This is a genomic window from Pseudomonas sp. 8 R 14, assembly GCF_900005955.1.
In the GTDB taxonomy this organism is placed as follows: Bacteria; Pseudomonadota; Gammaproteobacteria; order Pseudomonadales; family Pseudomonadaceae; genus Aquipseudomonas; species Aquipseudomonas marginalis.
Genome location: NZ_CVTH01000058.1, coordinates 176,448 through 201,003 on the forward strand (window position 1 = coordinate 176,448; position 24,556 = coordinate 201,003).

A 24,556-nucleotide genomic window follows, 5' to 3' on the forward strand; every position below is an offset into this window, starting at 1 on the left:
CAATAATAAAAAATCGGAAAATAGATAGCTTATGGCCGTCACACCCCCAAGGATAGACGGCAATTGCAAGGACTCAGCTCAATATGGAGACCGTTCCCAAGTATTTCAAGGCGCGTGACAGATTGTCGCTGTCCAGGCTGTCCAACCAGTGCAAATCGCTCCAGCTGCGCAGCCAGGTGAACTGGCGCTTCGCTAATTGGCGCGTGGCAATGATGCCGCGCTCCTGCATTTCGGCTGACGTCAGCTTGCCATCCAGATGATCCCAGACTTGGCGGTAGCCTACAGCACGTATCGAAGGTAACCCTGGATGCAGGTCACCTCTTGACCGCAGTGCTACGACCTCGTCCACAAACCCCTGTTCCAACATAATTGTGAATCTTTGTGCAATTCGTTCATGCAGCACCTGGCGATTTGCCGGAGCGATGGCCAGATTCGCCACAGTATAGGGCAATTGTGACTGTCCAGATGCGCCTGCATCAGCACTTTGCGCAGTTTGTTTCAGCCGCAGTTCAGTCATGGTCTGCCCGCTGACCCGCCAGACTTCCAGAGCGCGGCTGAGGCGCTGGGGATCATTGGGGTGAATACGCGCGGCAGATACCGGATCAACCACTGCCAACTGGTCGTGCAGGGCTTGCCAGCCAAGGCGTGCAGCCTCTTCTTCGAGTTCAGCGCGCACCTGGGCATCGGCGGGCGGCATGTCGGCCAGCCCTTCCTGCAAAGCCTTGTAGTAGAGCATCGTGCCACCCACCAGCAAGGGGATGTTGCCCCGCGCGGTGATTTCCGCCATGGCGGCCAGGGCGTCAGTGCGGAAATCCGCTGCGGAATAGCTCTCGGCCGGGTCGATGATGTCGATCAACCGGTGCGGATGCTGCGCCAGCAGCGCTTTGGAAGGCTTGGCGGTGCCGATGTCCATGTCCCGGTAAACCAGGGCTGAGTCGACACTGATGAGCTCGCACGGCAGCACCTTGGTGAGCTCGATGGCCAGATCGGTCTTGCCGGCGGCCGTGGGGCCCATCAGGAAGATTGCGGGGGGCAAGGCACTCATCAACGGCCGCGCAAGAACAGTTTGTCCAGATCGTCCAGGCCCATCTGGGTCCAGGTCGGACGGCCATGGTTGCACTGGCCGCTGCGTTCGGTGTTTTCCATGTCGCGCAGCAGGCCGTTCATTTCCGGCAAGGCCAGGCGGCGATTGGCGCGGATGGCGCCGTGGCAGGCCATGGTGCCGAGCAGTTCGTTGATGTGTGCCTGGATACGGTCACTGGTGCCGTACTCCATCAGGTCAGCCAATACATCGGCCACCAGCCGGTTGGCTTCGGCCTGCTTGAGCAGCGCGGGAATCTGGCGAATCGCCAGGGTCTCAGGGCCCAGGCGCTGCAACTCGAAGCCCAGTTTCTGGAACACACCATGATGTTCTTCAGCGCAATCGGCCTCACGCTGGCTGACGGCCAGGGATTCCGGCACCAGCAACGGCTGGCCACTCAGGCCTTCGCTGGCCATGGCGATCTTCAGGCGCTCGTACATGATCCGCTCGTGAGCGGCATGCATGTCCACCAGCACCAGGCCATGGGCATTTTCCGCGAGGATGTAGATGCCCTTGAGCTGCGCCAACGCGTAGCCCAGGGGTGGGATATCACCGCCACCTTCCGGCAAGGCCACGGCGCCCGGCTCGGCACCTGGCAGCGGCGCAAAGAACTCACGATAGGCAGCCTGCGCTTCGGCGACCGGCACGGCCGATTGCGGACGCGGTGTGTATTGGTACTGATAACCCGCTCCCGAGCCAGAGCCCGGCGCCGTATAGCTCGGCTGGGGTTGCGGCGATTGCAGCAGGTTTGCCGCCAGGCTCATTTCGCCCTGAGGGCCAAACTCGCCCGCTTCGGGGCCGCTCGGCCGCACCACCGCCGTCACGATGGGCGCAGACAACTGGTCATCCGGGCGCACATCGCCCAGGGCACGGTGCAAGGTGCCATAGAGGAAGTCATGCACCATGCGCCCGTCACGGAAGCGCACTTCGTGCTTGGTCGGGTGCACATTGACGTCGACTACCGAAGGGTCGACCTCGAAAAACAGCACAAAGGTCGGATGCCGACCGTTGAACAACACATCGCGATAAGCCTGGCGCACCGCGTGGGCCACCAGTTTGTCGCGTACCGCCCGGCCATTCACAAAGAAATACTGCAAGTCCGCCTGGCTACGGGAAAACGTCGGCAAACCGACCCAACCCCACAGCCGCAGGCCATTGCGTTCGACTTCAATCGGCAGCGCCTGCTCCAGGAACCCCGCACCGCACACTGCCGCGACACGGCGAGCACGCGCGGCGTCGTCGTTGGCTTCGTGCAGGCTGAGGATGGTCTTGCCGTTGTGGCGCAGGTGAAACGCCACATCGAAACGCGCCAGGGCCAGGCGCTTGATGACTTCTTGCAGGTGATCGAATTCAGTTTTTTCGGCCTTGAGGAATTTGCGCCGCGCCGGGGTGTTGAAGAACAAGTCGCGCACTTCCACAGAGGTGCCCACCGGGTGGGCAGCCGGCTGGACCCGAGGCGCCATGTCGCGGCCTTCGGTCTCCACCTGCCAGGCTTGCTCGGCATCACGGGTGCGCGACGTGAGGGTCAGACGGGCCACGGAACTGATGGAAGCCAATGCCTCACCGCGAAAGCCCAGGCTCATCACCCGCTCCAGGTCTTCCAGGTCGCGGATCTTGCTGGTGGCGTGACGGGCCAGGGCCAGCGGCAGGTCATCGGAGGAGATCCCGCTGCCATCGTCGCGGACACGCAGCAGCTTGACGCCGCCCTGCTCCACATCGACATCGATGCGTCGGGCGCCGGAGTCGATGCTGTTCTCCAGCAACTCCTTGATCACCGATGCCGGCCGCTCAACGACCTCGCCCGCCGCAATCTGGTTGGCGAGGCGCGGGCTGAGCAATTCAATGCGCGACCCGCTGTTCAAGACTGATTCGCTCATTACTGTGCCGCCAATTCAGTGCCGGGGATGGTCAATACCTGGCCGATTTTCAACTCATCGCTCTTCAGGTTGTTGGCGCTGCGCAGGGACGCGGCCGAGACCTGGAAACGCACGGCCAGCATGGCCACGGTGTCGCCGGGCTGCACGCGATGGTCGCGCGGGCCCTGGGCGATTTTGCCGGAGTCGCGCAGCCAGGCAATGTAGGTGCCCGGCGGCGGGTTCTGCTGGAAGAACTGGCGCACGCCAGCACTGATGGAGCGCGCCAAGGCCTGCTGGTGGCTGGCACTGGCCAGCTTCGAGGCTTCGTTGGCGTTGGAGATAAACCCGGTTTCCACCAGGATCGATGGGATGTCCGGCGATTTCAACACCATGAACCCGGCCTGCTCCACGCGCTGCTTATGCAACGAGGTCACCCGGCCGATGTTGCTCAACACCTTCTGGCCGACGTTCAAGCTGGAGGTCAGCGAGGCCGTCATCGACAGGTCAAGCAGTACCCCGGCGAGCATCTTGTCCTTGTCATCGAGGGACACGTTGCCGGCCCCGCCGATCAAGTCGGAACGGTTTTCACTGTCGGCCAGCCAGCGCGCGGTCTCGGACGTGGCGCCGCGATCCGACAGGGCAAACACCGAGGCACCGAAGGCCGCCGTCGAAGGCGCGGCGTCCGCATGGATCGAGACGAACAGGTCGGCGCCCTTCTTACGGGCGATTTCGGTACGGCCGCGCAACGGAATGAAGTAGTCGCCGGTACGGGTCAGTTCGGCGCGGTAGCCTTTCATGCCGTTGACCTGGCGCTGCAGCTCACGGGCGATGGCCAGCACCACGTCTTTCTCATGCTGGCCGCGCGAACCGGAGGCGCCCGGGTCTTCACCGCCGTGGCCGGCATCGATCACCACGATAATGTCGCGCTTGCCGGCCGGCGCTGGCGGCGGCGGTGGCAGCTTGACCTGGGGTTGGGACGGGTTGACCGGTACGGCCGGCACTGTCGCCACGGCCGGGGTTGGCGCCGGCGGCGGCGCGGCATCGGCGGCGTTGTCGAACAGATCGACCACCAGCCGGTTGCCGTATTGGGCGTTTGGCGCCAGGGAGAAGCTTTTCGGGGTCACGACCTTTTTCAGGTCGATTACCACCCGCAGGTCGGTCGGCGTGCGCTGCGCCGAGCGCATGGCGGTAATCGGCGTGTTGGCGGTGGACACGTTCAACGGCGCGGCCAGGGTCGCACCATTGATGTCGATCACCAGGCGATCGGGCGCCGTGAGGGTAAAGACACTGTGCTGGACCGGGCCAGACAGGTCGAACACCAGTCGCGTGTTATCCGGCGCTCGCCACAGGCGAACACTCTTCACCTGTGAAGCAGCCAGAGCATTGACAGTCATTGCCGCAAGCAACACCCCTACGACAGCAACCAACGCGCGAAAGCGCATACCTAACCCCACCAATTATTTGAATTCCAAAGCCAGAGCGGCGCACCACGACTCACCGCGCGCGCCCTGGGGCAACAACTTCAGCTGACGTCCGTGATCATGCGGCGTAATGGTAATGGTCAGGTCCGGCTTTGGCAAAAAGCCTGTGCCTTTATCTGGCCACTCAATCAGGCACAGCGCGGCTTCATCGAAGTAATCACGGATGCCCATGAATTCGAGTTCTTCGGGATCCACCAGGCGGTAGAGGTCGAAATGGAAAGCCCGCACTGCGCCGATCTCGTAGGGTTCAACCAGGGTGAACGTGGGACTCTTGACCGCCCCGGTGTGGCCCAGACCGCGAATGATCCCCCGGGACAGCGTGGTCTTGCCCGCCCCCAGGTCGCCTTCAAGAAAGATCAGGCCTGACCCGGCCGTGACCTGGGCAATACGCTGACCTAACGCCACCATGGCCTCTTCATCGGCCAGGAAAAGAATTACTTCAGACACGGCGACTGTTCCTCCAGCAATTGACGAATGGCGGGTATCAGGTCGCTGGCGGCCAGCCCGCGACCAAAGCTGCCCTGGCGATCCCCTGCCGTGGCGTGCAACCAGACGGCCAGGCAGCTGGCTTCATAAGCCGGCATGCCCTGGGCCAGCAGCGCACCTACCAGGCCGGCCAAAACGTCACCGAGGCCCGCCGTCGCCATCGCCGGATGGCCTTGGTCACAGCGTGAAACGCGCCCGTCCGGGCTGGCAATCAAACTGCCAGCACCCTTGAGGATAGCCACTGCATTGAATTTCTGGCTCAACGCGCGCGCCACCTTAAGACGATCGGCCTGAACCTCGGCTGTCGAAATACCCAACAAGCGCGCCGCCTCCCCAGGATGCGGAGTGATCACGCAATGGGCCGGCAGGCTCACACTGCCAGTCGCCAGTTGATTGAGTGCATCGGCATCCCAGACCTGCGGCTGCCGTGCATTGGCTGCAACAGACAACAGGCTTTTACCCCAGGCGGCTTCGCCCAGGCCGGGGCCAATGACGATTACCGAGATTTTTTCCAGCAAGCCCATCAACTGGTTGGCCGAGCTCACGCCGACGCTCATGACTTCCGGCAAACGGGCCAGCGCGGCCGGCACATGCTCAAGTCGAGTGGCCAGGGACACCATGCCCGCGCCACTGCGCAGGGCACTTTCGGCACTCAACAGCGCGGCACCGCCAAAGCCCCGGTCGCCGCCAATCATCAACAGGTGGCCGAACTGGCCTTTATGGGCGTCCGGGGAACGCGCAGCCAGTTGCGGCAAATGGCCGTGCAACAAAGGCTGAACGTCGGTTATTTCGTGTTTTGTCTGCGGCATGCGTCTTCAAGCTCCGATGTCTGGCAGAATTATACGCATCTAACCTGTGGTTTCCCGTGTCTCATGCCCGCTATTACCTCCGATCTGCCCGCCCTCGCCCAATCGATCAAGGACTGGGGCCGCGAGCTGGGCTTTCAACAAGTCGGCATCAGCGGCCTGGACCTGGCCGAGCATGAACAACATCTGCAACGCTGGCTCGACGCGGGCTACCACGGCGAGATGGACTACATGGGCGCCCATGGCAGCAAACGCTCGCACCCGGACGAACTGGTGCCGGGTACCCTGCGCGTGGTGTCGCTGCGCATGGATTACCTGCCCGGCGATACGCAGATGGCGCAACTGCTGGCAAAACCGGAAAAAGCCTACATCTCGCGCTATGCCCTGGGCCGCGACTACCACAAGCTGATCCGCAAGCGCGTGCAGCAGTTGGCCGACCGCATCCAGGCGCAGATCGGCCCTTTCGGCTTTCGCGCCTTTGTCGACAGCGCGCCCGTGCTGGAAAAGGCCATTGCCGAACAAGCCGGCCTTGGCTGGATCGGTAAAAACACCCTGGTGCTCAATCGCAAGGCCGGCAGTTATTTCTTCCTCAGCGAACTGTTTGTCGATTTGGCGCTGCCCGTGGATCCACCCCACGCCACGGAGCACTGCGGCCGCTGCACCGCCTGCCTGGATATCTGCCCCACCAACGCGTTTGTCGGCCCCTATGTGCTGGACGCCCGGCGCTGCATTTCCTACCTGACCATCGAACTCAAGAGCGCCATCCCTGAAGACCTGCGCCCGCTGATCGGCAATCGGGTATTCGGCTGCGATGACTGTCAGATCGTTTGTCCGTGGAATCGTTTCGCGCGACCCACTGCCGAGAGCGATTTCACGCCACGGCACAACCTGGATAACGCAGAACTGGCGGAGCTGTTCATGTGGGATGAGGATAAATTCCTCAGCAGTACCGAAGGCTCACCGTTGCGCCGTGCCGGTTACGAGCGCTGGCTGCGCAACCTGGCGGTGGGCCTGGGCAATGCGCCGTCGAGCATTCCGGTGCTGGAAGCCTTGAAGGCACGCCGGGATTACCCGTCGGAGCTGGTGCGCGAGCATGTGGAATGGGCGCTGAACCAGCACGCATCGCGCTAGTGCACGTCGTCGTTGTAGACGAACTTGGGCATTTCCCAGTGAAACCGGATCGCCAGCAGGCGCAATAGAAAGCCGCTGAACAGGGTCAGTAGAATCGCCTGCTCGCTGGGCAGTTCCAGGTAGAGGCACAGCAGGTAAAACCAGGCGGCGAGGAATGACACGCTGGCGTACAGTTCACGGCGGAAGATCAGCGGAATGTCGTTGCAGAAGATATCCCGCAGAATGCCGCCGAAGACGCCGGTGATCACCCCGCTGACCGAGGCCACCAGCATGCCGTGGCCCATTTCCAGGGCGGTCATGCAGCCGATCAAGGTGAAAGCAACCAGGCCCACGGCATCCAGCGCGAGGAACAGCGAGCGCAGGCGACGCATCAAGGGTGCGATAAAGATCGTCACCAGCGCCGCGATGGAGGTCAGCACCAGGTATTCCGGATGCTTGACCCACGTCAGCGGGTAGTGGCCGAGCAATACATCACGTACCGAGCCGCCGCCCAACGCCGTCACGCAGGCGATCAGCACCACACCAAACCAGTCCATGCCGCGCCGGCCGGCGGACAACGCGCCGGTCATGGCTTCGGCGGTGATGGCGATGAGGTAGAGCATCAGCAGCATGATGGCGATCCTTGTAGTGAGCGGGCTTGCCCCGCGCTGGGCTGCGCAGCAGCCCCAAATACTTGGCGATGATATCTATAGGGAGAAATGCGGCAACGGCAGTGGGGCCGCTACGCAGCCCAGCGCGGGGCAAGCCCGCTCACCACAGGAAGCCCGGACACGGTAAGAAACCGTTTCAAGCCTTGATGAAATGCTTGCGGTAATGCTGCAGCTCGGCGATCGACTCGCGAATATCATCCAGCGCCAAGTGCGTGCTGCCTTTATGGAAGCTGTCCTTGACCTCCGGCGCCCAGCGCGCAGCCAGTTCCTTGAGCGTGGACACATCCAGGTTGCGGTAGTGGAAGTAGCTTTCCAGCGCTTTCATATGGGTATAAAGGAAGCGACGGTCCTGACAGATGCTGTTGCCGCAGATCGGCGACTTGCCCTTGGGCACCCACTTCTCCAGGAAGGCAATGGTTTCGGCTTCGGCTTCGGCCATGCTGATGCGGCTGTCACGCACACGCTGAGTCAGGCCGGAGTTGCCGTGGGTGCGGGTGTTCCACTCGTCCATGGTGGCAAGCACGGCGTCGCTGTGGTGGATGGCGATCACCGGACCTTCGGCCAAGGTGTTGAGGTTGCTGTCGGTGACAATGGTCGCCATCTCGATGATGACGTCGGTGTCAGGGTTCAGACCGGTCATTTCCAGATCGATCCAAATCAGGTTCTGTGGGTTTTGCATGGCTTGATTCTCTTGGCACCTTGGCGTAGCTGCGCAGTTTAGCAGGCGGGGCCGTGCTAGACTCGCGACCGTTTTACCCAACCTTTGCATTATCGACACGGAACACCAATGGCCAAACGCCAGCTCAATCGTCGCCAAAACTGGCGCATCGAAAAGATTCAAGGTGAACGCGCCGCCCGCGCCGCCAAACGTGAATCCTCCGCCGTGGAAGCGCTCGAGGGCGGCGACCTGGGCCCCGAACAGACGGGCCTGGTAATTGCGCACTTCGGTGTGCAGGTCGAAGTCGAGGCGCTGGAAGGCGAACTCGCGGGCCTGGTGTTCCGCTGCCACTTGCGTGCCAACCTGCCTGCGCTGGTCACCGGCGACAAGGTGGTATGGCGCGCCGGCAACCAGGGCATCGGCGTGATCGTCGCCCAACTGCCGCGCAGCACCGAACTGCGTCGCCCCGACAGTCGTGGCCAGCTCAAGCCGGTAGCGGCCAACGTCGACATGATCGTGATCGTGTTTGCACCGCTGCCCGAGCCCCATGCCAACCTGATCGACCGCTACCTGGTGGCAGCCGAGCATGCCGGCATTCGCCCGTTGTTGCTGCTGAACAAATTCGACCTGATCGACGAGCAGAATGCCCCCGCGCTCAACGCGCTGCTGGCGGTCTACCGCACCCTGGGCTACCCGGTGCTGGAAGTCTCGGCCCATCACGGCAATGGCATGGAACAGCTGCAACAGCAGTTGGACGGACGTATCAGCGTCTTTGTCGGCCAGTCGGGCGTGGGCAAATCCTCGCTGGTCAATAGCCTGCTGCCGGAAGTCGATACCCGCGTGGGCCCGCTGTCGGAGCTGTCCGGCCAGGGCACCCACACCACTACCACGGCGCGGCTGTTCCACTTCCCGGGCGGCGGTGAGTTGATCGACTCCCCGGGCATCCGTGAATTCGGCCTCGGCCACGTCAGCCGCAGCGACGTGGAAGCTGGCTTTATCGAATTCAACGACCTGATCGGCACCTGCCGCTTCCGCGATTGCAAACACGATCGCGAGCCGGGCTGCGCCCTGCTCAAGGCCCTGGAAGACGGCCGCGTGCAGCAGCAGCGGATGAACAGCTATCGGTCGATTATTGCGAGCTTGCCGGAAAGCAGTTATTGAGCAGGCATTTCCTGATACATATAAATGGAGACGTAAAGCACCCTGCTCCATTGATTTAGCGGGAGCTGGCATCAAGAATTCGGCACAACTGGGTGGCTCACCGACGCAAGCCAGCTTGAATTCGACATTCCTGATGCCCATAATCGCTCCGTCACCAGCGCAGGCTGGCAGGAGTCTGGATCCTTTTCGGGGTTGATCCAGCGGCGCAGAAGGGGCGATGCAAGCTCCACTGCGTGTCGAATGAAGCCGCCTTCGGGCGGCTTTGCTTTTTGTGGGGAATTGACGATTGACTCTCTACTATCATCCCAAACAAGGCGATGTGCTGCTTTGTGACTTCACCCGCGGCTTTGTGGCCCCGGAGATGCTCAAGATCCGCAAGGTGGTGGTGATATCCCCTACAGCCACCCACAAGCGCAAACTCTGTACCGTTGTACCGATCTCCTCTACCGCGCCGGAGATCCAGTACGACTGGCATCACCTGCTTCGTACAAATCCACTTCAATCCGATGGCTACAAAGAGCTGTGGGTGAAGTGCGACATGATTTATACCGTCAGCTTCGAGCGCCTCGACAAGCTGCATAGAAAGACCCGATCCAAAGGACGAGAATACTTCGTGCCACGCTTGGGCACCGACGACATGCAAGGCGTGATCAGCGGGGTCAAGGCCTATCTACCACTCTGAGTAGAAATGAAAACGCCCCGATCAGTCGGGGCGTTTTCATTGGTAGACAAGCTGTATATGGCTTAGGACCCCGTCGCCGGCGCCGTGGGGTCTTTCACGCCGCCATCATCAAACAGGTTCAGCTTCTGCCGCAGCTCATGGGCCGGCAATGGCTCCTGGCCGGGCGGGATGGCATGTGGGTCGGCCGGCACTTCACCCGGCGCACCTGCTCCCGGGGTCGGTTGTGGTGGCGGCTGATCGCCTTCAATCGCACGCTGGGCCTTTTTGGTCAGCACCACGATATCGATGCGGCGGTTGATCGGGTTGAACGGATCCTTCGCATCAAACAGTTGCGAGGACGCAAACCCCACCACCCGCGCCACTTGCGGGTCGGGATAGCTGCCGGCCACCAGCGCACGACGCGCGGCGTTGGCACGGTTGGCGGAAAGCTCCCAGTTGCCGAAGTCACCCTGGCCCGCGTAAGGCTTGGCATCGGTGTGGCCGCTGATGCTGATCTTGTTCGGCACCGCCTTGATAGTGTCGGCCATGGCCAGCAGGATGTCTTCAAAGTACGGTTTCAAGCGTGCGCTGCCAGAGTCGAACATCGGCCGGTTGGCGGCGTCGGTGATCTGGATACGCAAGCCATCCGGGGTGATCTCGAACGAAATCTGATCCTTGAACTTCAGCAGTTGCGGGTTTTCCTCCACCTTGTTTTGCAACTCTTGCAGCAACAGCTCAAGACGTTCCTGCTCGACCTGCTCGGCCATGGCTTCGACGGTATCGCGCTCGATCGGGATTTTTTCCTGCGGTGCTTCGGTCTTGACTTCCGGGTTGATGGTGCGCTCAGGCGCCAACTGCGGCGAACCGCCCAGGTCGATCACAAAGGGCGTGCCGCTTTCCGAGAAGCCAATCGGGTCTTTGAAGTAGCCGGCAATGGCGATCTTCTGTTCGGGCGTGGCGGTGGACATCAGCCACAGCACCAGGAAGAACGCCATCATCGCCGTGGCAAAGTCGGCGAAAGCGATTTTCCAGGCGCCGCCATGGTGCCCCGCAGCGAAGCGCTTGACGCGCTTGATGATTATCGGCTGGTTGTTTTCCATGGCTTAGCGACCGCGAACCGCTTGTTCCAGCTCGGCGAAGCTTGGGCGATGCTTCGGGTACAGCACCTTGCGACCGAACTCCACCGCCAACGAAGGCGGCATGCCGGAAGCGGACGCCACCAGGCTGGCCTTGATCGATTCGTACAGGTTGATTTCTTCCTTGGCATCGTGGGCCAGGGAGGTCGCCAGCGGGCCGAAGAAGCCGTAGGCCGCGAGAATACCGAAGAAGGTACCCACCAGCGCCGCACCTACGTGCATGCCGATAGCCGCCTGGTCACCTTCCCCCAGGGAAGCCATGGTTACCACGATACCCAGCACCGCCGCGACGATACCGAAGCCGGGCATGCCGTCGGCTACACCGGTCACGGCATGGGAAGGATGCTCCAATTCTTCCTTGAGGCTGAACAATTCCATGTCGAACAGGCCCTCAAGCTCATGGGGAGCCATGTTGCCGGAGGACATGATGCGCAGGTAGTCACAGATGTAGGCGGTCATGCGCTCATCTTTGAGCACGGCCGGGTACTTGGCGAAAATCGGGCTGGCCGCGGCGTCCTCGATGTCGGCCTCGATGGCCATCATGCCTTCGCGGCGGCTCTTGTTGAGGATCTCGTAAACCAGGCCCAACACTTCCAGATAGAACGTGTGGGTGAAACGCGAACCGAACATGCCCAGCGACTTCTTGATCACGTGCATGGTCATGTAGCCGGGGTTCGCCTGCAGGAAGGCACCCAGTGCCGCACCACCGATAATCATCACCTCGAAAGGCTGGATCAGTGCCGCAATTTTACCGTGGGACAGGACGTAGCCGCCGAGCACGCTCGCGAAGACGACGATAATGCCGATAATTTTAGCCATAGGAGATGAGTACTTGCGCCGTCGGGTTCATGGACATATTTGGGGGAACTGGAAAACTCTTGTTCTACTTATCGGCAAAACTGCGCCAGACTATAGCCCGTTAAGGCGAAAAGCCAGTTCGGCCCGCTCCGGGTGTGTTGACCGCAAGTGATGATCGCGCCCCAATCATGGCTAATGAAACGACAGTCCCAACTGCAAAACCTGCTTCTCTAGCCGCTTGGATCAAGCGCCTGGACGAAGTGCTGCTGCCTGTTCCACAGGCCAGCCATGACCGCGTGTGCAAAGCCATCCGCGATAGCCGCAGTTCGTTGCGAGATATTGCCGAGCTGATGCAAAACAGCCCGGCCCTCGTACTCAGCGTCATGCGCGAGGCCAACAGCCACACCCATGGCAGCCTGACGGCGCCGGCGGAAAACCTCGAAGTGGCGCTTAACCGCCTGGGCCTCAAACGCGCCGAGGAACTGCTGGCACGCCTGCCGTCAGTGCCGGCCCATGAAATTCCCGTAGCGCTGCGCCAGTTGCTGCTGGTCAGCCAGCACGCCTCGCAACAAGCCAATGGATTGTTCGGCAGTCGCCTGGCGCGGCTGTGGCAGGACATTCATTGGGGCAGCCTGCTGTTTCTTTCACCGATGTGGCCGATGGCCGTTGCCTACCCCAAGCTCCTGGAAGAATGGGAACTGCGGGTCATCCACAAGGGCGAGTCGGCACGCAAGGTCGAACAGGCATTGTTCGGCGTGCGCCTGCTGGACCTGTGCCTCGGCCTGACCGAGACCTGGCACCTGCCGATCTGGGTGTCCCAGGGGTATACCTTGCTGCGGACCGAGCAGCGCTTGCTGGTCAAGGCCCTGCACATCGCCCGCGAAGACGACCCTCTTCGTCACCAGCAACTGCTCGACGCCGATCCCAACCTGCGCCGCTGGTTGAATCAGCCGGCCAATACGGTACTGCTGGCCAACGGCCTGGCGATGTCGGCCCAGGAGTCCTGGACCTGCCCGCACACCCAGCGCTGGCAATACCTCACCGCGTTGTACCTGCAACAGCCCCTGGGCGAAGTGCAGCAACAGGTCCACCAGCAAGCCGTCACCAGTGCCCGCGACACCTTGATGCCCGATCTCTGGCACCCGGCGCTGTCGCTGATCTGGCCGTGGCATGTACACAAGATTCATCGCGGCCTGTTACCGGCACCACCGCCCACCGCCGAAGCCCTGGCCGTCTGGCGCAAGCGTTGTACCGAACTGCTGGTGGAGCCGAGCCGTTTTGCCAACGCCATGCATTTGACCACGTGCGCCAAGGAAGCCCTGGTGGCCAGCGGCATGCAGCGCGTCCTGTTATTTATGGCCGATCGAGCCCTGAGCACCTTGCGTGTGCATCAGGCCGACGGCCTGCCGAAGGACGCCGCCAACCTGAGCCTGGAAGTGGTCAACAGCACGCTGCTGCAGCGCCTGCTGGAAAAGTCCGCCCAGGTGCGCCTCACACCGGAAAACCACGCCCAGTTCTCGGCACTGCTGCCGCCGATCCTGCGCCGCCTGTTCACCGGCGAGCACCTGTTGTTGCGCTCCATGAGCTGCAACGGTCGGGTGGTGATGGTGATGGTCGCCGACCAGGGCGGCGGGCCATTCTCGGAAACCACCGTGCAGGCCTTCGGTAAAACTGCCCAATGCATCGAGAAAGCCCTGCACAGCTTTACCAACCGCAGCGCTTGATGCTTGCGCTACAATCGCCGTCCTTTAATCGCCAACATTTGTGCCCAGGAGACCTCACATGCCTGACTTCTCTGGCTTGCCGCTGGTGATCGAGTCCAGTGACCTGCTCGCTCAACTGGATGCCGAACACCTGATTCTGGTGGACCTCACCAGTGCCGCCCGCTACGCCGAAGGGCACATCCCCGGCGCGCATTTCGTTGACCCCAAGCGCACCCAGCTGGGCCAGGCGCCGGCACCCGGCCTGCTGCCCGGCAAGGCCGAGCTTGAGAAACTGTTCGGCGAACTGGGCCACACGCCCGACGCCACCTACGTGGTCTATGACGACGAAGGCGGTGGCTGGGCCGGGCGTTTCATCTGGATGCTCGATGTGATCGGCCACCAGAAATACCACTACCTGGATGGCGGCCTGCTGGCGTGGCTGGAGGGCAAGCACCCGCTCTCCACCGACGTGCCCTTCCCGGCCGGCGGCCCGGTCAGTCTTACGCTGCACGATGGCCCCACCGCCACCCGCGAATACCTGCAAAGCCGTCTTGGGGCTGCCGACCTGGGCATCTGGGATGCGCGTGGCCCGCTGGAATACTCCGGCGAGAAAGTCCTCGCGGCCAAAGGCGGCCACATCCCCGGCGCGGTGAATTTCGAGTGGACTGCCGGCATGGACAAGGCGCGCAACCTGCGCATTCGCCGCGACATGCCGCAGATCCTCGAAGACCTCGGGCTGACCAAAGACAAAGAAATCATCACCCACTGCCAGACTCATCATCGCTCTGGCTTCACCTACCTGGTGGCCAAGGCGCTCGGTTATCCGCGAGTCAAAGGTTATGCCGGTTCCTGGGGCGAATGGGGCAACCACCCCGACACCCCCGTCGAGATTTAAGGTTTAAGGACAGTCAATGAAAAAGCAGTTGTTTATCCTCAGCCAGTACCTGCTGCCGCACCACCTGCTGTCGCGGTTGGCCGGCTGCATCGCCGAGTGCCGCGTGCGCTGGTTCAAGAATGCCTTCACCACGTGGTTCGCCAAGCGCTATCAAGTGGACATGTCCCAAGCCCTGGTAGAAGACGTGACCGCTTACGAGCACTTCAACGCCTTCTTCACCCGCGCCCTGAAAGACGGTGCTCGCCCACTGGACCAGACCCCTGGCGCAGTATTGAGCCCAGCCGATGGCGCAGTCAGCCAGCTTGGCCCCATCGAGCACGGTCGTGTGTTCCAGGCCAAAGGCCACAGCTTCAGCGTGCTGGAACTGCTGGGCGGCGATGCAGCGGTCGCTGCGCCGTTCATGGGCGGCGATTTCGCCACCATCTACCTGTCGCCGAAGGACTACCACCGGGTGCATATGCCACTGGCCGGTACCCTGCGTGAAATGGTCTACGTACCTGGGCGGATTTTCTCGGTGAACCAGACCACCGCCGAAAACGTGCCGGAGTTGTTCGCGCGTAACGAGCGTGTTGTCTGCCTGTTCGACACCGAACGCGGCCCGATGGCCGTGGTATTGGTCGGTGCGATGATTGTGGCGTCGATTGAAACCGTATGGGCCGGCCTGGTGACTCCGCCGAAGCGCGAGCTGAAAACCTTCCGCTATGACGAAGCTGCGCGCGCGCCGATTCACCTGGAGAAGGGTGCGGAACTGGGTCGCTTCAAGTTGGGCTCCACTGCGATCGTGCTGTTCGGGCCGGATCAGGTGAAGTGGGCAGAAGAACTGGTGGCGGGTTCGCCGGTGCAGATGGGCCAAGGCATCGCTTTACCTAAAGCCTGACGCCGAACCCAATGTGGGAGGGGGTTTGCTCCCTCCCACATTTAGTCAGTTACAACTGACCGTCGCGGTCGCGAAAGCCCAGCAGATACAGCACGCCATCCAACCCCAAGGTCGAAATCGCCTGCTTGGCCGATTGCTTGACCAATGGCTTGGCGCGGAACGCCACCCCCAAACCAGCAATTGCCAGCATCGGCAAGTCGTTGGCGCCGTCACCGACCGCAATGGTCTGCTCTAGACGCAAACCTTCCTTGTGGGCCAATTCCTTCAGCAGGTCCGCCTTGCGCTGCGCATCGACAATCGGCTCGACCGCGACGCCGGTCACCTTGCCATCCACCACTTCCAATTCGTTGGCGAACACATAGTCGATGCCCAGCTTGGCCTGCAATTGCTTGGCGAAGTAGGTGAAGCCACCCGACAGGATTGCCGTCTTGTAGCCCAGGCGCTTGAGTTCGGCAAACAGGGTTTCGGCGCCTTCGGTCAGGCGCAGCGACGCGCCGATGGAGTCCAGCACGTTCACGTCCAGGCCCTTGAGCAAAGCCAGGCGCTCCTTGAAGCTGGCGCGGAAATCCAATTCCCCGGCCATGGCGCGCTCGGTGATTTCGGAAACCTGCTCACCCACGCCGGCCGCCTTGGCCAACTCGTCGATAACTTCGGCTTCGATCAGCGTGGAGTCCATGTCGAACACCGCCAGGCGGCGATTGCGACGGAAGAGAGAGTCTTCCTGGAAGGCGATATCGACATTCAGCTCCTGGGCCACGCTGAGGAATTCGGCGCGCAGGGCTTGCGGGTCGGCAGGCTCACCGCGCACGGAGAACTCGATGCAGCCCTTGCCCTTGTCGGCCGGGGTGTCCAATGGCATGCGCCCCGACAGACGGTCGATATGGTCGATGTTCAAACCATACTGCGCGGTAATAGAGCTGACGCGCTGCAGCTGTTCGGCGGTGACCTTGCGGGTCAGCAGCGTCACGATATGGCGCTTCTTGCCCTGGCCGGCCACCCACTGCTGGTAATCCGCTTCGGACACCGGGGTGAAACGCACCTGCTGATCGAGCTTATACGCCGTAAACAGGATGTCCTTGAGCACCGATGAGGCCTGCTCGGTGCTGGGGATTTCCACCAGGATGCCGAACGACAGCGTGTCGTGGATCACCGCCTGGCCGATGTCGAGAATGTTCACACCACCTTGGGCCAGAACGCCGGTAATGGCTGCGGTAAGACCTGGGCGGTCTTCACCAGTGATGTTAATCAGGACAATTTCGCGCAAGGCGCACCCCCAGGCTGGAAAAAAACCGCATTCTACCCACTTTCAGTGACCATCGGGCACAGCCAGCGCTTTGCCGGTCTTGGGCCTGTCGCTATACTGCGCGTCAACTTCACGGACCAAGAGCCGAGCTCAAGTGAACCGGCCCACGCCAGTAAAAACCGACAACTTCTTCCTGCTGATCTTCCGGGCACTGCGCCACCGCCGTGTACCGATCGCATTACGCATCGCCAGCCATAACGTGATCCTGGTCGCATTGGCCCTGGTGATCTACGCCTGCGTGATGGGTTTGCAATTCAAGCAGGCCATGCACGAGCAGGCCGACGCCCTGGGCGAGAGCCTGACCACGCAGACCGCCACTTCGGCGACTGAGCTGCTGGTGTCCAACGACATCCTCAGCCTCAACGTGCTGCTCAACAACCTGACCAAGAACCCGCTGGTGGCCCATGCTGCCATCTACAGCGTGGACAACCGCATCATGGCCGAAGCCGGGCAGCGCCCGAAAAACGGCCTGTTGGGCGAAGCCGAAGGCCTGTACCAGAGCAATATCACGTTTCAGGATGTGAAGGCCGGCCAACTGCGTATCAGCCTCGACATGCAGCAGTTCCAGCAGCCGATGACCATCAGCCTGCAAAGCATGGGCATCCTCAGCGCCATCCTGCTGGCATTGGCCCTGGCCCTGAGCCTGCGCCTGGGGCGGCATATCTCCACGCCGCTCATGCAACTGCGCATCTGGCTGCGGGACATCGACGAGCACACCCCGGCAACCGACCGCCAGGATGAAATCGGCGACCTTGCCCGCCAGCTGCACGCCAGCTTCGCCCCGGAACCGGTGGTGCCCGAGGTCGAGCCAGAGCCTGAATACGACGACACCGATTACGACGAAGAGCCCGAGTTCGAAGTGCGCAACCTGCGTGACCCGGGCTTCGACGAGCGTCCGCCGGTGGCGGGCCTCAAGCCGGCACCGCGCCATGCCTTCAAGGCCGAAGAAGACGAGCTGGACGATGAAGACCCCTTCGCCGACCTGCGCGATACGTCAGCCGACAGCCCCGCAATCGCCCCCAAGGCGGCGCCGGTACGCAGCAGCGAGCCGCAGTACAGCGCTGTGCTCGCCGTGCAATTGGGTGCCCAGGACCAATTGCGTCGCCTGCCCCGCGCACGCCTGACCGAACTGCTGGAGCGCTACCGCGACTGCCTCGACCAGGCCGCCTCGCTGTACCAGAGCGAACTGCACACCCTGAACGACGGCAGCACGCTGATGCTGTTCCACAGCGAAGACAGCGGCGAAGATTACCTGACCAATGCGATTTGCTGCGGTGAGTTGCTGCGCGCCCTGGGCCATGAATTGCAGATCGAAGTCGCCGACAGCGGGATCACCCTGCAACTGCAACTGGGCCTCACCGTGGGCGACGACCTGTTCGGCATGAGCCAGATCGACCTGCTGCTGACTGAAAACGCCCAGGACGCACTGGCCTTGTCCCAACACAGCCGCAACCTGCTGCTGGTCGAGCGCAAGATCAGTGAAGACACGCTGATCCGCCAGCGCGCGCGTATCCGCCCGATTGCCAGCCCTGAGGGGGCAAGCTGCGTGGAGCGGTTGATGGAGCCGTATCCATCGATGCTGGAGCGGCAGTTGGCACGGATGCATGAGACCCGCTCCAAGCCCTGAAGTAATGTGGGAGGGGGTTGCCCGCTCCCATATTTGGATCTCCACAAACCTCAAGTAAATCGCACACAAACAAAAGGCCCGCTGATTCAGCGGGCCTTTTGTTTGTGTGGCATTCAGATCAGAACCTGAACACTTCCATATCCGTACGGATCGGCGTAGCCATCGGCATCTTCGGCTTTTGCGGCTCTGCCGGCTTGGCCTGTACCGGGGCCGACTTACGGGGCGCCTCGGCGATGGGGGGCTGGTTGGCCAGGGGCTTGAGGGCCACCGACAACTGCTGCGCCAATTGCTGCAGCAGCACGCCCTGGGCCTGAACCTGGGACGCGGTGGTGCCGGCATGTTCTTCCTGCAGGTGCACGATGCGGTTATCACGCACCTGGCCGCGACGGTCGATCAAGCGCCATTGCGCATCGAGGATCGCCGGTTGCGATTTACCGGAGTCGAGCCGGGTAATGGTCAGCAAGACCTGCACATCCGGGCTGAAGCCGGTTGGTGCGGGCGCCAGGACCACACGCTGGCTGTCCAACTGACCGGCCACCTGACGCAACATCAACTGGTTGATGTCAGACGATAAACTGCCTGCCCAACGACCATCGGTGGAACCTTGCAGGCTTCCATCGTTCTGACGTTGCAGCAGGGTTTCGCGTTGCAGGTAGTCGGCGACGACCACCGGCCCGAGCAAAACGGCCATGCCAGCGGTCTGGGCTGGCTGAGCTGGACTTCCGCTGTCCAGCTGGTACAGCGACACAGGCTGGTGTGTGCTGCAACCCGCCAACCCCAAAAGGCCAGCGAGCATCAAAAATAGAGGAACGCGTGGAGCAGTCATCATCCCATCCAGGTGGCTGCCACAAGGCGAACCACAATGTAATACTAAAAATAACCTAAACACGCTCGGCCACGCCGGCGCTGGAAAGGCCATATCATCCGTGAATATGCGCCATGACTCCAGCGCCAAAGCGTCGATCTACGCTTTAAATCGTAGATCGAGGGCTCTAATACGCCTTAAACCGGCGTTTCCACCAGCAAAGCATCCACACGCTGGAAGCCGCGAGGCAGTTTATTACCGCGACGACCACGCTCGCCCTTGTAGTGTTCGAGGTCGTCGGGGCGCAATGACAACGTGCGCTTGCCGGCCTGGAGCACCAGGGTGGCACCTTCCGGGATCACCGCGATGTCGGTCACGTACTCTTCGCGACTGGCCACCCGCTCGCCGGGAATACCAATAATCTTGTTGCCCTTGCCTTTGCCCAACTGCGGCAGATCGCTGATCTTGAACACCAGCAAGCGCCCTTCGGTGGTCACCGACGCCAGCCAGTTGCCTTCGCGGTCTTCCACCGGACGCGGCAGGATGACCTTGGCGTTGTTCGGCAGGCTCAACAACGCCTTGCCCGCCTTGTTCTTGGCCTGCAGGTCTTCACCCTTGACCACGAACCCGTAACCCGCGTCGGAAGCGATCACATACAGAGAATCGTCATCCGGCAGCAGCACACATTCAAAATTCGCCCCAGGTGGCGGCGTCAGGCGACCGGTCAACGGCTCGCCCTGCCCCCGCGCCGATGGCAAGGTATGGGCCGGCACCGAATAACTGCGCCCGGTGGAGTCAATAAACACCGCAAACTGGTTGGAGCGCCCGGCGGCGGCAGTCTTGAAGCCATCACCGGCCTTGTACGACAAGCCAGTGGCGTCAATATCATGCCCTTTGGCTGAGCGAACCCAACCCTTTTCCGACAGAACGACGGTAATTTTCTCGTTCGGCAGCAGTTCGGTCTCTGTCAGGGCCTTGGCTTCGGCACGTTGCACGATTGGCGAACGGCGGTCGTCGCCATAGGTTTCGGCGTCCTTGATCAACTCGCTGCGCACCAGCTTCTTCAGCTTGGCTTCGCTGCCCAGCAGGGCTTGCAGCTTGGCTTGCTCCTTGAGCAGCGCGTCCTGTTCGTCGCGCAGCTTCATCTCTTCCAGGCGTGCCAACTGACGCAAGCGGGTGTCGAGGATGTAGTCGGCCTGGATCTCGCTCAGCTCGAAGCGCGCGATCAGCTCAGCTTTCGGGTGCTCCGCGGTACGGATGATGTGGATCACTTCATCCAGGTTGAGGTAGGCAATCAGCAAGCCGTCCAACAGGTGCAGGCGCCGTTCGACCTTGTCGAGGCGGAACTGCAGGCGGCGGCGTACGGTTTGTATCCGGAACTCCAGCCACTCGACCAGCAGGTTGCGCAGGTTTTTCAACTGCGGCTTGCCGTCCAGGCCGATGATATTGACGTTGACCCGGTAGCTGGACTCCAGCTCAGTGCTGGCAAACAGATGCTGCATCAGCACTTCGTGGTCGACCCGGCTGTTGGTCGGGATGATCACAATACGGCATGGGTTTTCGTGGTCGGACTCGTCACGCAAGTCAGCGACCTGGGGCAATTTCGACGGCTTGGCCTGCATCAGCGCGGCAATCTGTTCCAGCACCTTGGCACCGGACACCTGGTGCGGCAGGGCGGTGACGATAATGTCGCCGTCTTCGATGTGATACACGGCGCGCATGCGCACCGAGCCTTTGCCGGTTTCGTACATCTTCAGCAGGTCGGCGCGCGGCGTGATGATTTCCGCTTCGGTCGGGTAATCCGGGCCCTGGATATGCTCGCACAGCTGCTCGACCGTGGCCTTGGGCTCATCCAGCAAGCGTACGCAGGCGGTGGCGACTTCGCGCAGGTTATGCGGCGGTACGTCGGTGGCCATGCCGACCGCGATACCGGTGGTGCCATTGAGCAGGATATTCGGCAAACGTGCGGGCAACACCAGGGGTTCGTCGAGAGTACCGTCAAAGTTCGGTCCCCAGTTCGCGGTACCCTGGCCCAGTTCGCTGAGCAACACTTCCGAATAGCGCGACAGGCGCGCCTCGGTGTAACGCATGGCCGCGAAGGACTTGGGATCATCCGGCGCACCCCAGTTACCCTGGCCGTCGACGAGGGTGTAGCGGTAGCTGAACGGCTGGGCCATCAGCACCATGGCTTCGTAGCACGCCGAATCGCCGTGGGGGTGGAACTTACCGAGCACGTCACCGACGGTACGCGCCGACTTCTTGTGCTTGGAATCGGCGTCCAGGCCCAACTCACTCATGGCGTAGATGATGCGCCGCTGTACGGGCTTGAGGCCGTCGCCGATATGCGGCAATGCACGGTCCATGATCACGTACATGGAGTAGTTGAGGTAGGCATTTTCGGTGAAGTCAGCCAGCGACCGGCGTTCTACGCCATCTAAGCTGTCTGCGAGGATGTCACTCATGCGGGCCTCATCATTGTTTGGTAAGGCGCAGCGGAAATGCCGCCGCGCCGGATCGATTCAAAAAAGTAGCGGCTCATGGCTGGGCGCTCCAGCCGCCAGCGGGGGCGGCAAAACGATAGACCATGGGGCGTTTTTCACCATCGGCGCGGGGGCCGAAATTATTGTCGATGCCCAGCCAGGCACCGTCTGCGTCCAGCACCAGGGCTTCGGCCAGGCCATAGGGCTGGGCGTAACGCCGCTCGGGCGTCAGGGTTTCGTCGGCGAACGACCAGCACAGCTCGACCTTGGCCGTGACCGTATCGCGCCGGCAGATCTGGAACGCATTGCGCTCCAGGGTAAACAGCTTGCCGTTGAACAGTGACAGATCGGCGAAATCCTTGGACACCGCCTTGGCACCGACGAACTTGGCCGGCTGCATCTCCTGGCCGGCCTCGCTCAGCAACACGCAAGGGCCGTCGCAATCCCACAGGCTTTGCGGGCGCTTGATGGAGATGAGGCCGCGCCGCTCACGCTCCGCAGCCAGCCAGATCTGATTGCCCTCGGGGTTGATTGCCAGGCCTTCGAACAACGCATTGAAGTGCAGCAACATGCCACTGGCCCGGGCTTCACGCACCATGCCCGGGGCGATCTTCAACCATTCAGGCGCACCGCTCACCGGTACTTGCAGCACCGCCGCATGGGCTTCGCTGACAATGTAGCGATTGCCGGCGGCATCGCAGGTGATGCCTTCGAAATCCAGGTCGCCGCCGCGAATGAACGACGCAGCCTTGGTGCGCGAACGCAGCCCCCAGGGCAGCCCGGATTCCGGCACCGGCGGCACATCGATGCTTACCGCTTCGGCTTGCCAGGTCGGCGCACGGGTATCGAGACGGTAGATCTGGTCGTCATCACGATCGGAAACCGTCCACAGCTCTTTGCCACACAGCGCCAGGCCCGACAGGTTCCCGCCGCGCATGCCGTCCACCGGGTGTTCGGACACCAGCTTGAGCTCAGCCACGGGCGCGGCAACTACCGAAGTGGCCACCAGCCCGCTCAACATCAGGATCGCCAGGGCGACACCTGTGCGCATCAGCCCAGGACCTCAGCCAGGTTGCCCTTGGATTCCAGCCAGGACTTGCGGTCCGGCGCGCGTTTCTTCGCCAGCAGCATGTCCATCATTTCCGAGGTGGCGGCGAAGTCTTCCAGGGTCAACTGCACCAGGCGCCGGGTGTTGGGGTCCATGGTGGTCTCACGCAGTTGCGGCGGGTTCATTTCACCCAGGCCCTTGAATCGGGTGACCTGCGGCTTGCCACGCTTCTTCTCGGCCACCAGGCGGTCGAGAATGCCATCGCGCTCGGCTTCGTCCAGGGCGTAGAAAATCTCCTTTCCCAGGTCGATCCGGTACAGCGGCGGCATGGCGACGTAGACGTGACCGGCATCCACCAACGGACGGAAGTGCTGCACGAACAACGCGCACAGCAGGGTCGCGATGTGCAGGCCGTCGGAGTCGGCGTCGGCGAGGATGCAGATCTTGCCGTAGCGCAGCTGGCTCATGTCGGCTGCGCCTGGGTCGACGCCGATGGCCACGGCAATGTTGTGCACTTCCTGGCTGGCAAGGACTTCGCTGCCATCGACTTCCCAGGTATTGAGGATCTTGCCGCGCAACGGCAGGATCGCCTGGAATTCCTTGTCCCGCGCTTGCTTGGCGGAACCACCGGCGGAGTCACCTTCGACCAGGAACAGCTCGGAGCGCATCGGGTCCTGCCCGGCGCAATCGGCCAACTTGCCCGGCAATGCCGGGCCCTGGGTAATGCGCTTGCGCTCGACCTTCTTGCTGGCCTTGAGGCGACGGCCGGCGTTGTTGATCGCCAGTTCCGCCAGGGCCAGGCCCAGTTCCGGGTGCTCGTTGAGCCACAGGCTGAAAGCATCCTTGACCACACCGGAGACAAACGCCGCCGCTTCGCGGGACGACAGGCGTTCCTTGGTCTGGCCGGAGAACTGCGGCTCTTGCATTTTCATCGACAGCACGAACGCAATGCGCTCCCACACGTCTTCCGGCGCCAGCTTCACGCCACGCGGCAGCAGGCTGCGGTATTCGCAGAATTCGCGCATGGCATCCAGCAGGCCCTGGCGCAGGCCGTTGACGTGGGTGCCGCCCTGGGCGGTGGGGATCAGGTTGACATAGCTTTCCTGCACGCTGTCGCCGCCTTCGGGCAGCCACAGCAGCGCCCAGTCGACGGCTTCCTTGTTGCCGGCCAGGCTGCCGCAGAACGGCTCGTTGGGCAGGCGTTCGAAATCACTGACGGAGTCTTCCAGGTAGGAACGCAGGCCGTCTTCGTAGTGCCACTCGACTTTCTCGCCAGTGCCTTTGTCTTCAAAGGTCACCAGCAGGCCCGGGCACAATACGGCCTTGGCCTTGAGCACGTGCTTGAGGCGGCTGATGGAGAATTTCGGCGAATCGAAGTACTTAGGGTCCGGCGCGAAGTACACGCTGGTGCCGGTATTGCGCTTGCCGACGGTACCGATGACCTGCAGGTCGGTGGCTTTGTAGCCATCGGCGAAGGTCATCTCGTACTCGTTGCCGTCGCGCTTGACCTTGACCCGCACCAACGTGGACAGGGCGTTGACCACGGAAATACCCACACCGTGCAAGCCACCGGAGAACTGGTAGTTCTTGTTGGAGAACTTGCCGCCGGCGTGCAGCTTGGTGAGGATCAGCTCGACGCCCGACACACCCTCTTCCGGGTGAATGTCCACCGGCATGCCGCGACCATCGTCGGACACTTCCAGGGAGTGGTCGGCGTGAAGAATGACGTGCACCGACTTGGCGTGCCCGGCCAAGGCTTCGTCGACGCTGTTGTCGATGACTTCCTGGGCAAGGTGGTTCGGCCGGCTGGTGTCGGTGTACATGCCGGGGCGTTTGCGCACCGGGTCGAGGCCCGAGAGGACTTCGATGGCGTCGGCGTTATAAGAGCTAGCGCTGGGAGTGGCCATGGGGTC

General features: G+C 62.0%; 21 protein-coding genes. 7 read left to right on the forward strand and 14 right to left on the reverse strand.

Annotated features, from left to right (window positions below):
* Window positions 1-73 precede the first annotated feature (73 nt).
* Genes miaA through BFQ01_RS13310 form a run of 5 tightly spaced genes read right to left on the reverse strand, consistent with a single transcriptional unit; the run spans window position 74 to window position 5,713 of the window.
* Window positions 74-1,045 (reverse strand): tRNA (adenosine(37)-N6)-dimethylallyltransferase MiaA, encoded by a 972-nt coding sequence (gene miaA, locus BFQ01_RS13290; protein WP_065925626.1) that lies wholly within the window; start codon window positions 1,043-1,045, stop codon window positions 74-76.
* Window positions 1,045-2,958 (reverse strand): DNA mismatch repair endonuclease MutL, encoded by a 1,914-nt coding sequence (gene mutL, locus BFQ01_RS13295; protein ID WP_065925627.1) that lies wholly within the window; start codon window positions 2,956-2,958, stop codon window positions 1,045-1,047. The genes miaA and mutL overlap by 1 nt, the downstream gene beginning before the upstream one ends.
* Window positions 2,958-4,379 (reverse strand): N-acetylmuramoyl-L-alanine amidase, encoded by a 1,422-nt coding sequence (locus BFQ01_RS13300; RefSeq protein ID WP_027604902.1) that lies wholly within the window; start codon window positions 4,377-4,379, stop codon window positions 2,958-2,960. The genes mutL and BFQ01_RS13300 overlap by 1 nt, the downstream gene beginning before the upstream one ends.
* A gap of 15 nt (window positions 4,380-4,394) precedes the next feature.
* The gene (tsaE, locus tag BFQ01_RS13305; protein WP_065925628.1) at window positions 4,395-4,865 is read right to left on the reverse strand and encodes a tRNA (adenosine(37)-N6)-threonylcarbamoyltransferase complex ATPase subunit type 1 TsaE; all 471 of its coding nucleotides are present in this window, start codon (window positions 4,863-4,865) and stop codon (window positions 4,395-4,397) included.
* A complete protein-coding gene (locus BFQ01_RS13310; RefSeq protein ID WP_065925629.1) occupies window positions 4,853-5,713 on the reverse strand; it encodes an NAD(P)H-hydrate dehydratase in 861 nt (286 codons plus the stop codon). Before BFQ01_RS13310 ends, tsaE begins: the two co-directional genes overlap by 13 nt.
* Before the next feature lie 63 nt (window positions 5,714-5,776).
* On the opposite strand from BFQ01_RS13310, the gene queG reads away from it, so the two are divergent.
* Window positions 5,777-6,841, forward strand: a complete 1,065-nt coding sequence (gene queG, locus BFQ01_RS13315) for a tRNA epoxyqueuosine(34) reductase QueG (RefSeq protein WP_065925630.1) — start codon at window positions 5,777-5,779, stop codon at window positions 6,839-6,841.
* Here the strand turns inward: queG and BFQ01_RS13320 are convergent.
* Window positions 6,838-7,455 carry a trimeric intracellular cation channel family protein gene (locus BFQ01_RS13320; RefSeq protein ID WP_175403002.1) on the reverse strand — a complete coding sequence of 206 codons (618 nt, stop codon included), beginning with the start codon at window positions 7,453-7,455 and terminating at the stop codon, window positions 6,838-6,840. The two genes, queG and BFQ01_RS13320, sit on opposite strands and share 4 nt — an antisense overlap.
* A 172-nt stretch (window positions 7,456-7,627) precedes the next feature.
* On the reverse strand, window positions 7,628-8,170 hold the full coding sequence (orn, locus tag BFQ01_RS13325; protein WP_010213620.1) for an oligoribonuclease: 543 nt from the start codon (window positions 8,168-8,170) through the stop codon (window positions 7,628-7,630).
* Window positions 8,171-8,278: 108 nt separating this feature from the next.
* On the opposite strand from orn, the gene rsgA reads away from it, so the two are divergent.
* Window positions 8,279-9,310 (forward strand): small ribosomal subunit biogenesis GTPase RsgA, encoded by a 1,032-nt coding sequence (rsgA, locus tag BFQ01_RS13330; RefSeq protein ID WP_065925631.1) that lies wholly within the window; start codon window positions 8,279-8,281, stop codon window positions 9,308-9,310.
* 286 nt (window positions 9,311-9,596) lie between these two features.
* Window positions 9,597-9,992 (forward strand): type II toxin-antitoxin system PemK/MazF family toxin, encoded by a 396-nt coding sequence (locus tag BFQ01_RS13335; RefSeq protein ID WP_065925632.1) that lies wholly within the window; start codon window positions 9,597-9,599, stop codon window positions 9,990-9,992.
* A gap of 62 nt (window positions 9,993-10,054) precedes the next feature.
* Here BFQ01_RS13335 and motB read toward each other — a convergent pair whose 3' ends face one another.
* Window positions 10,055-11,071: a flagellar motor protein MotB gene (motB, locus tag BFQ01_RS13340; protein ID WP_065925633.1), complete on the reverse strand. Its 1,017-nt coding sequence runs from the start codon at window positions 11,069-11,071 to the stop codon at window positions 10,055-10,057.
* A 3-nt stretch (window positions 11,072-11,074) separates the two neighbouring features.
* A complete protein-coding gene (gene motA, locus BFQ01_RS13345; RefSeq protein WP_053139364.1) occupies window positions 11,075-11,926 on the reverse strand; it encodes a flagellar motor stator protein MotA in 852 nt (283 codons plus the stop codon).
* 167 nt (window positions 11,927-12,093) lie between these two features.
* On the opposite strand from motA, the gene BFQ01_RS13350 reads away from it, so the two are divergent.
* From BFQ01_RS13350 to asd, 3 genes are read left to right on the forward strand one after another with little or no spacing between them, the layout of a single operon-like run.
* Window positions 12,094-13,629: an HDOD domain-containing protein gene (locus BFQ01_RS13350; protein WP_065925634.1), complete on the forward strand. Its 1,536-nt coding sequence runs from the start codon at window positions 12,094-12,096 to the stop codon at window positions 13,627-13,629.
* 58 nt (window positions 13,630-13,687) lie between these two features.
* The gene (locus BFQ01_RS13355; protein WP_065925635.1) at window positions 13,688-14,503 is read left to right on the forward strand and encodes a rhodanese-like domain-containing protein; all 816 of its coding nucleotides are present in this window, start codon (window positions 13,688-13,690) and stop codon (window positions 14,501-14,503) included.
* A 16-nt stretch (window positions 14,504-14,519) separates the two neighbouring features.
* Window positions 14,520-15,380: an archaetidylserine decarboxylase gene (gene asd / locus BFQ01_RS13360; protein ID WP_003171334.1), complete on the forward strand. Its 861-nt coding sequence runs from the start codon at window positions 14,520-14,522 to the stop codon at window positions 15,378-15,380.
* A 49-nt stretch (window positions 15,381-15,429) separates the two neighbouring features.
* Here asd and serB read toward each other — a convergent pair whose 3' ends face one another.
* Complete coding sequence (gene serB / locus BFQ01_RS13365; protein WP_065925636.1) at window positions 15,430-16,644, reverse strand: phosphoserine phosphatase SerB; 1,215 nt, start codon at window positions 16,642-16,644, stop codon at window positions 15,430-15,432.
* Between the two features lie 133 nt (window positions 16,645-16,777).
* Here serB and BFQ01_RS13370 point away from each other — a divergent pair, with 133 nt between their 5' ends.
* Complete coding sequence (locus BFQ01_RS13370) at window positions 16,778-18,310, forward strand: AhpA/YtjB family protein (protein ID WP_027604913.1); 1,533 nt, start codon at window positions 16,778-16,780, stop codon at window positions 18,308-18,310.
* Between the two features lie 118 nt (window positions 18,311-18,428).
* Here the strand turns inward: BFQ01_RS13370 and BFQ01_RS13375 are convergent, their stop codons facing one another.
* The 4 genes from BFQ01_RS13375 to parE all read right to left on the reverse strand — a co-directional run bounded on the left by BFQ01_RS13375 (window position 18,429) and on the right by parE (window position 24,550).
* Window positions 18,429-19,139 (reverse strand): PqiC family protein, encoded by a 711-nt coding sequence (locus tag BFQ01_RS13375; RefSeq protein WP_027604914.1) that lies wholly within the window; start codon window positions 19,137-19,139, stop codon window positions 18,429-18,431.
* Window positions 19,140-19,312: 173 nt separating this feature from the next.
* Window positions 19,313-21,577: a DNA topoisomerase IV subunit A gene (gene parC, locus BFQ01_RS13380; protein WP_065925637.1), complete on the reverse strand. Its 2,265-nt coding sequence runs from the start codon at window positions 21,575-21,577 to the stop codon at window positions 19,313-19,315.
* Window positions 21,578-21,650: 73 nt separating this feature from the next.
* A complete protein-coding gene (locus BFQ01_RS13385) occupies window positions 21,651-22,646 on the reverse strand; it encodes an esterase-like activity of phytase family protein (RefSeq protein ID WP_065925638.1) in 996 nt (331 codons plus the stop codon).
* Window positions 22,646-24,550 (reverse strand): DNA topoisomerase IV subunit B, encoded by a 1,905-nt coding sequence (parE, locus tag BFQ01_RS13390; RefSeq protein WP_027604917.1) that lies wholly within the window; start codon window positions 24,548-24,550, stop codon window positions 22,646-22,648. Before parE ends, BFQ01_RS13385 begins: the two co-directional genes overlap by 1 nt.
* Window positions 24,551-24,556: the final 6 nt, after the last annotated feature.

Excerpts from the sequence above, each read along its gene's own strand:
- BFQ01_RS13385 (WP_065925638.1), bottom strand. The coding sequence starts at position 22,646 with ATGCGCACAGGTGTCGCCCTGGCGATCCTGATGTTGAGCGGGCTGGTG.
- asd (WP_003171334.1), top strand. The coding sequence starts at position 14,520 with ATGAAAAAGCAGTTGTTTATCCTCAGCCAGTACCTGCTGCCGCACCAC.
- orn (WP_010213620.1), bottom strand. The coding sequence starts at position 8,170 with ATGCAAAACCCACAGAACCTGATTTGGATCGATCTGGAAATGACCGGT.
- parC (WP_065925637.1), bottom strand. The coding sequence starts at position 21,577 with ATGAGTGACATCCTCGCAGACAGCTTAGATGGCGTAGAACGCCGGTCG.
- queG (WP_065925630.1), top strand. The coding sequence starts at position 5,777 with ATGCCCGCTATTACCTCCGATCTGCCCGCCCTCGCCCAATCGATCAAG.
- BFQ01_RS13300 (WP_027604902.1), bottom strand. The coding sequence starts at position 4,379 with ATGCGCTTTCGCGCGTTGGTTGCTGTCGTAGGGGTGTTGCTTGCGGCA.
- parE (WP_027604917.1), bottom strand. The coding sequence starts at position 24,550 with ATGGCCACTCCCAGCGCTAGCTCTTATAACGCCGACGCCATCGAAGTC.
- miaA (WP_065925626.1), bottom strand. The coding sequence starts at position 1,045 with ATGAGTGCCTTGCCCCCCGCAATCTTCCTGATGGGCCCCACGGCCGCC.
- rsgA (WP_065925631.1), top strand. The coding sequence starts at position 8,279 with ATGGCCAAACGCCAGCTCAATCGTCGCCAAAACTGGCGCATCGAAAAG.
- mutL (WP_065925627.1), bottom strand. The coding sequence starts at position 2,958 with ATGAGCGAATCAGTCTTGAACAGCGGGTCGCGCATTGAATTGCTCAGC.
- BFQ01_RS13355 (WP_065925635.1), top strand. The coding sequence starts at position 13,688 with ATGCCTGACTTCTCTGGCTTGCCGCTGGTGATCGAGTCCAGTGACCTG.
- motB (WP_065925633.1), bottom strand. The coding sequence starts at position 11,071 with ATGGAAAACAACCAGCCGATAATCATCAAGCGCGTCAAGCGCTTCGCT.
- BFQ01_RS13350 (WP_065925634.1), top strand. The coding sequence starts at position 12,094 with ATGGCTAATGAAACGACAGTCCCAACTGCAAAACCTGCTTCTCTAGCC.
- BFQ01_RS13310 (WP_065925629.1), bottom strand. The coding sequence starts at position 5,713 with ATGCCGCAGACAAAACACGAAATAACCGACGTTCAGCCTTTGTTGCAC.
- BFQ01_RS13375 (WP_027604914.1), bottom strand. The coding sequence starts at position 19,139 with ATGATGACTGCTCCACGCGTTCCTCTATTTTTGATGCTCGCTGGCCTT.
- motA (WP_053139364.1), bottom strand. The coding sequence starts at position 11,926 with ATGGCTAAAATTATCGGCATTATCGTCGTCTTCGCGAGCGTGCTCGGC.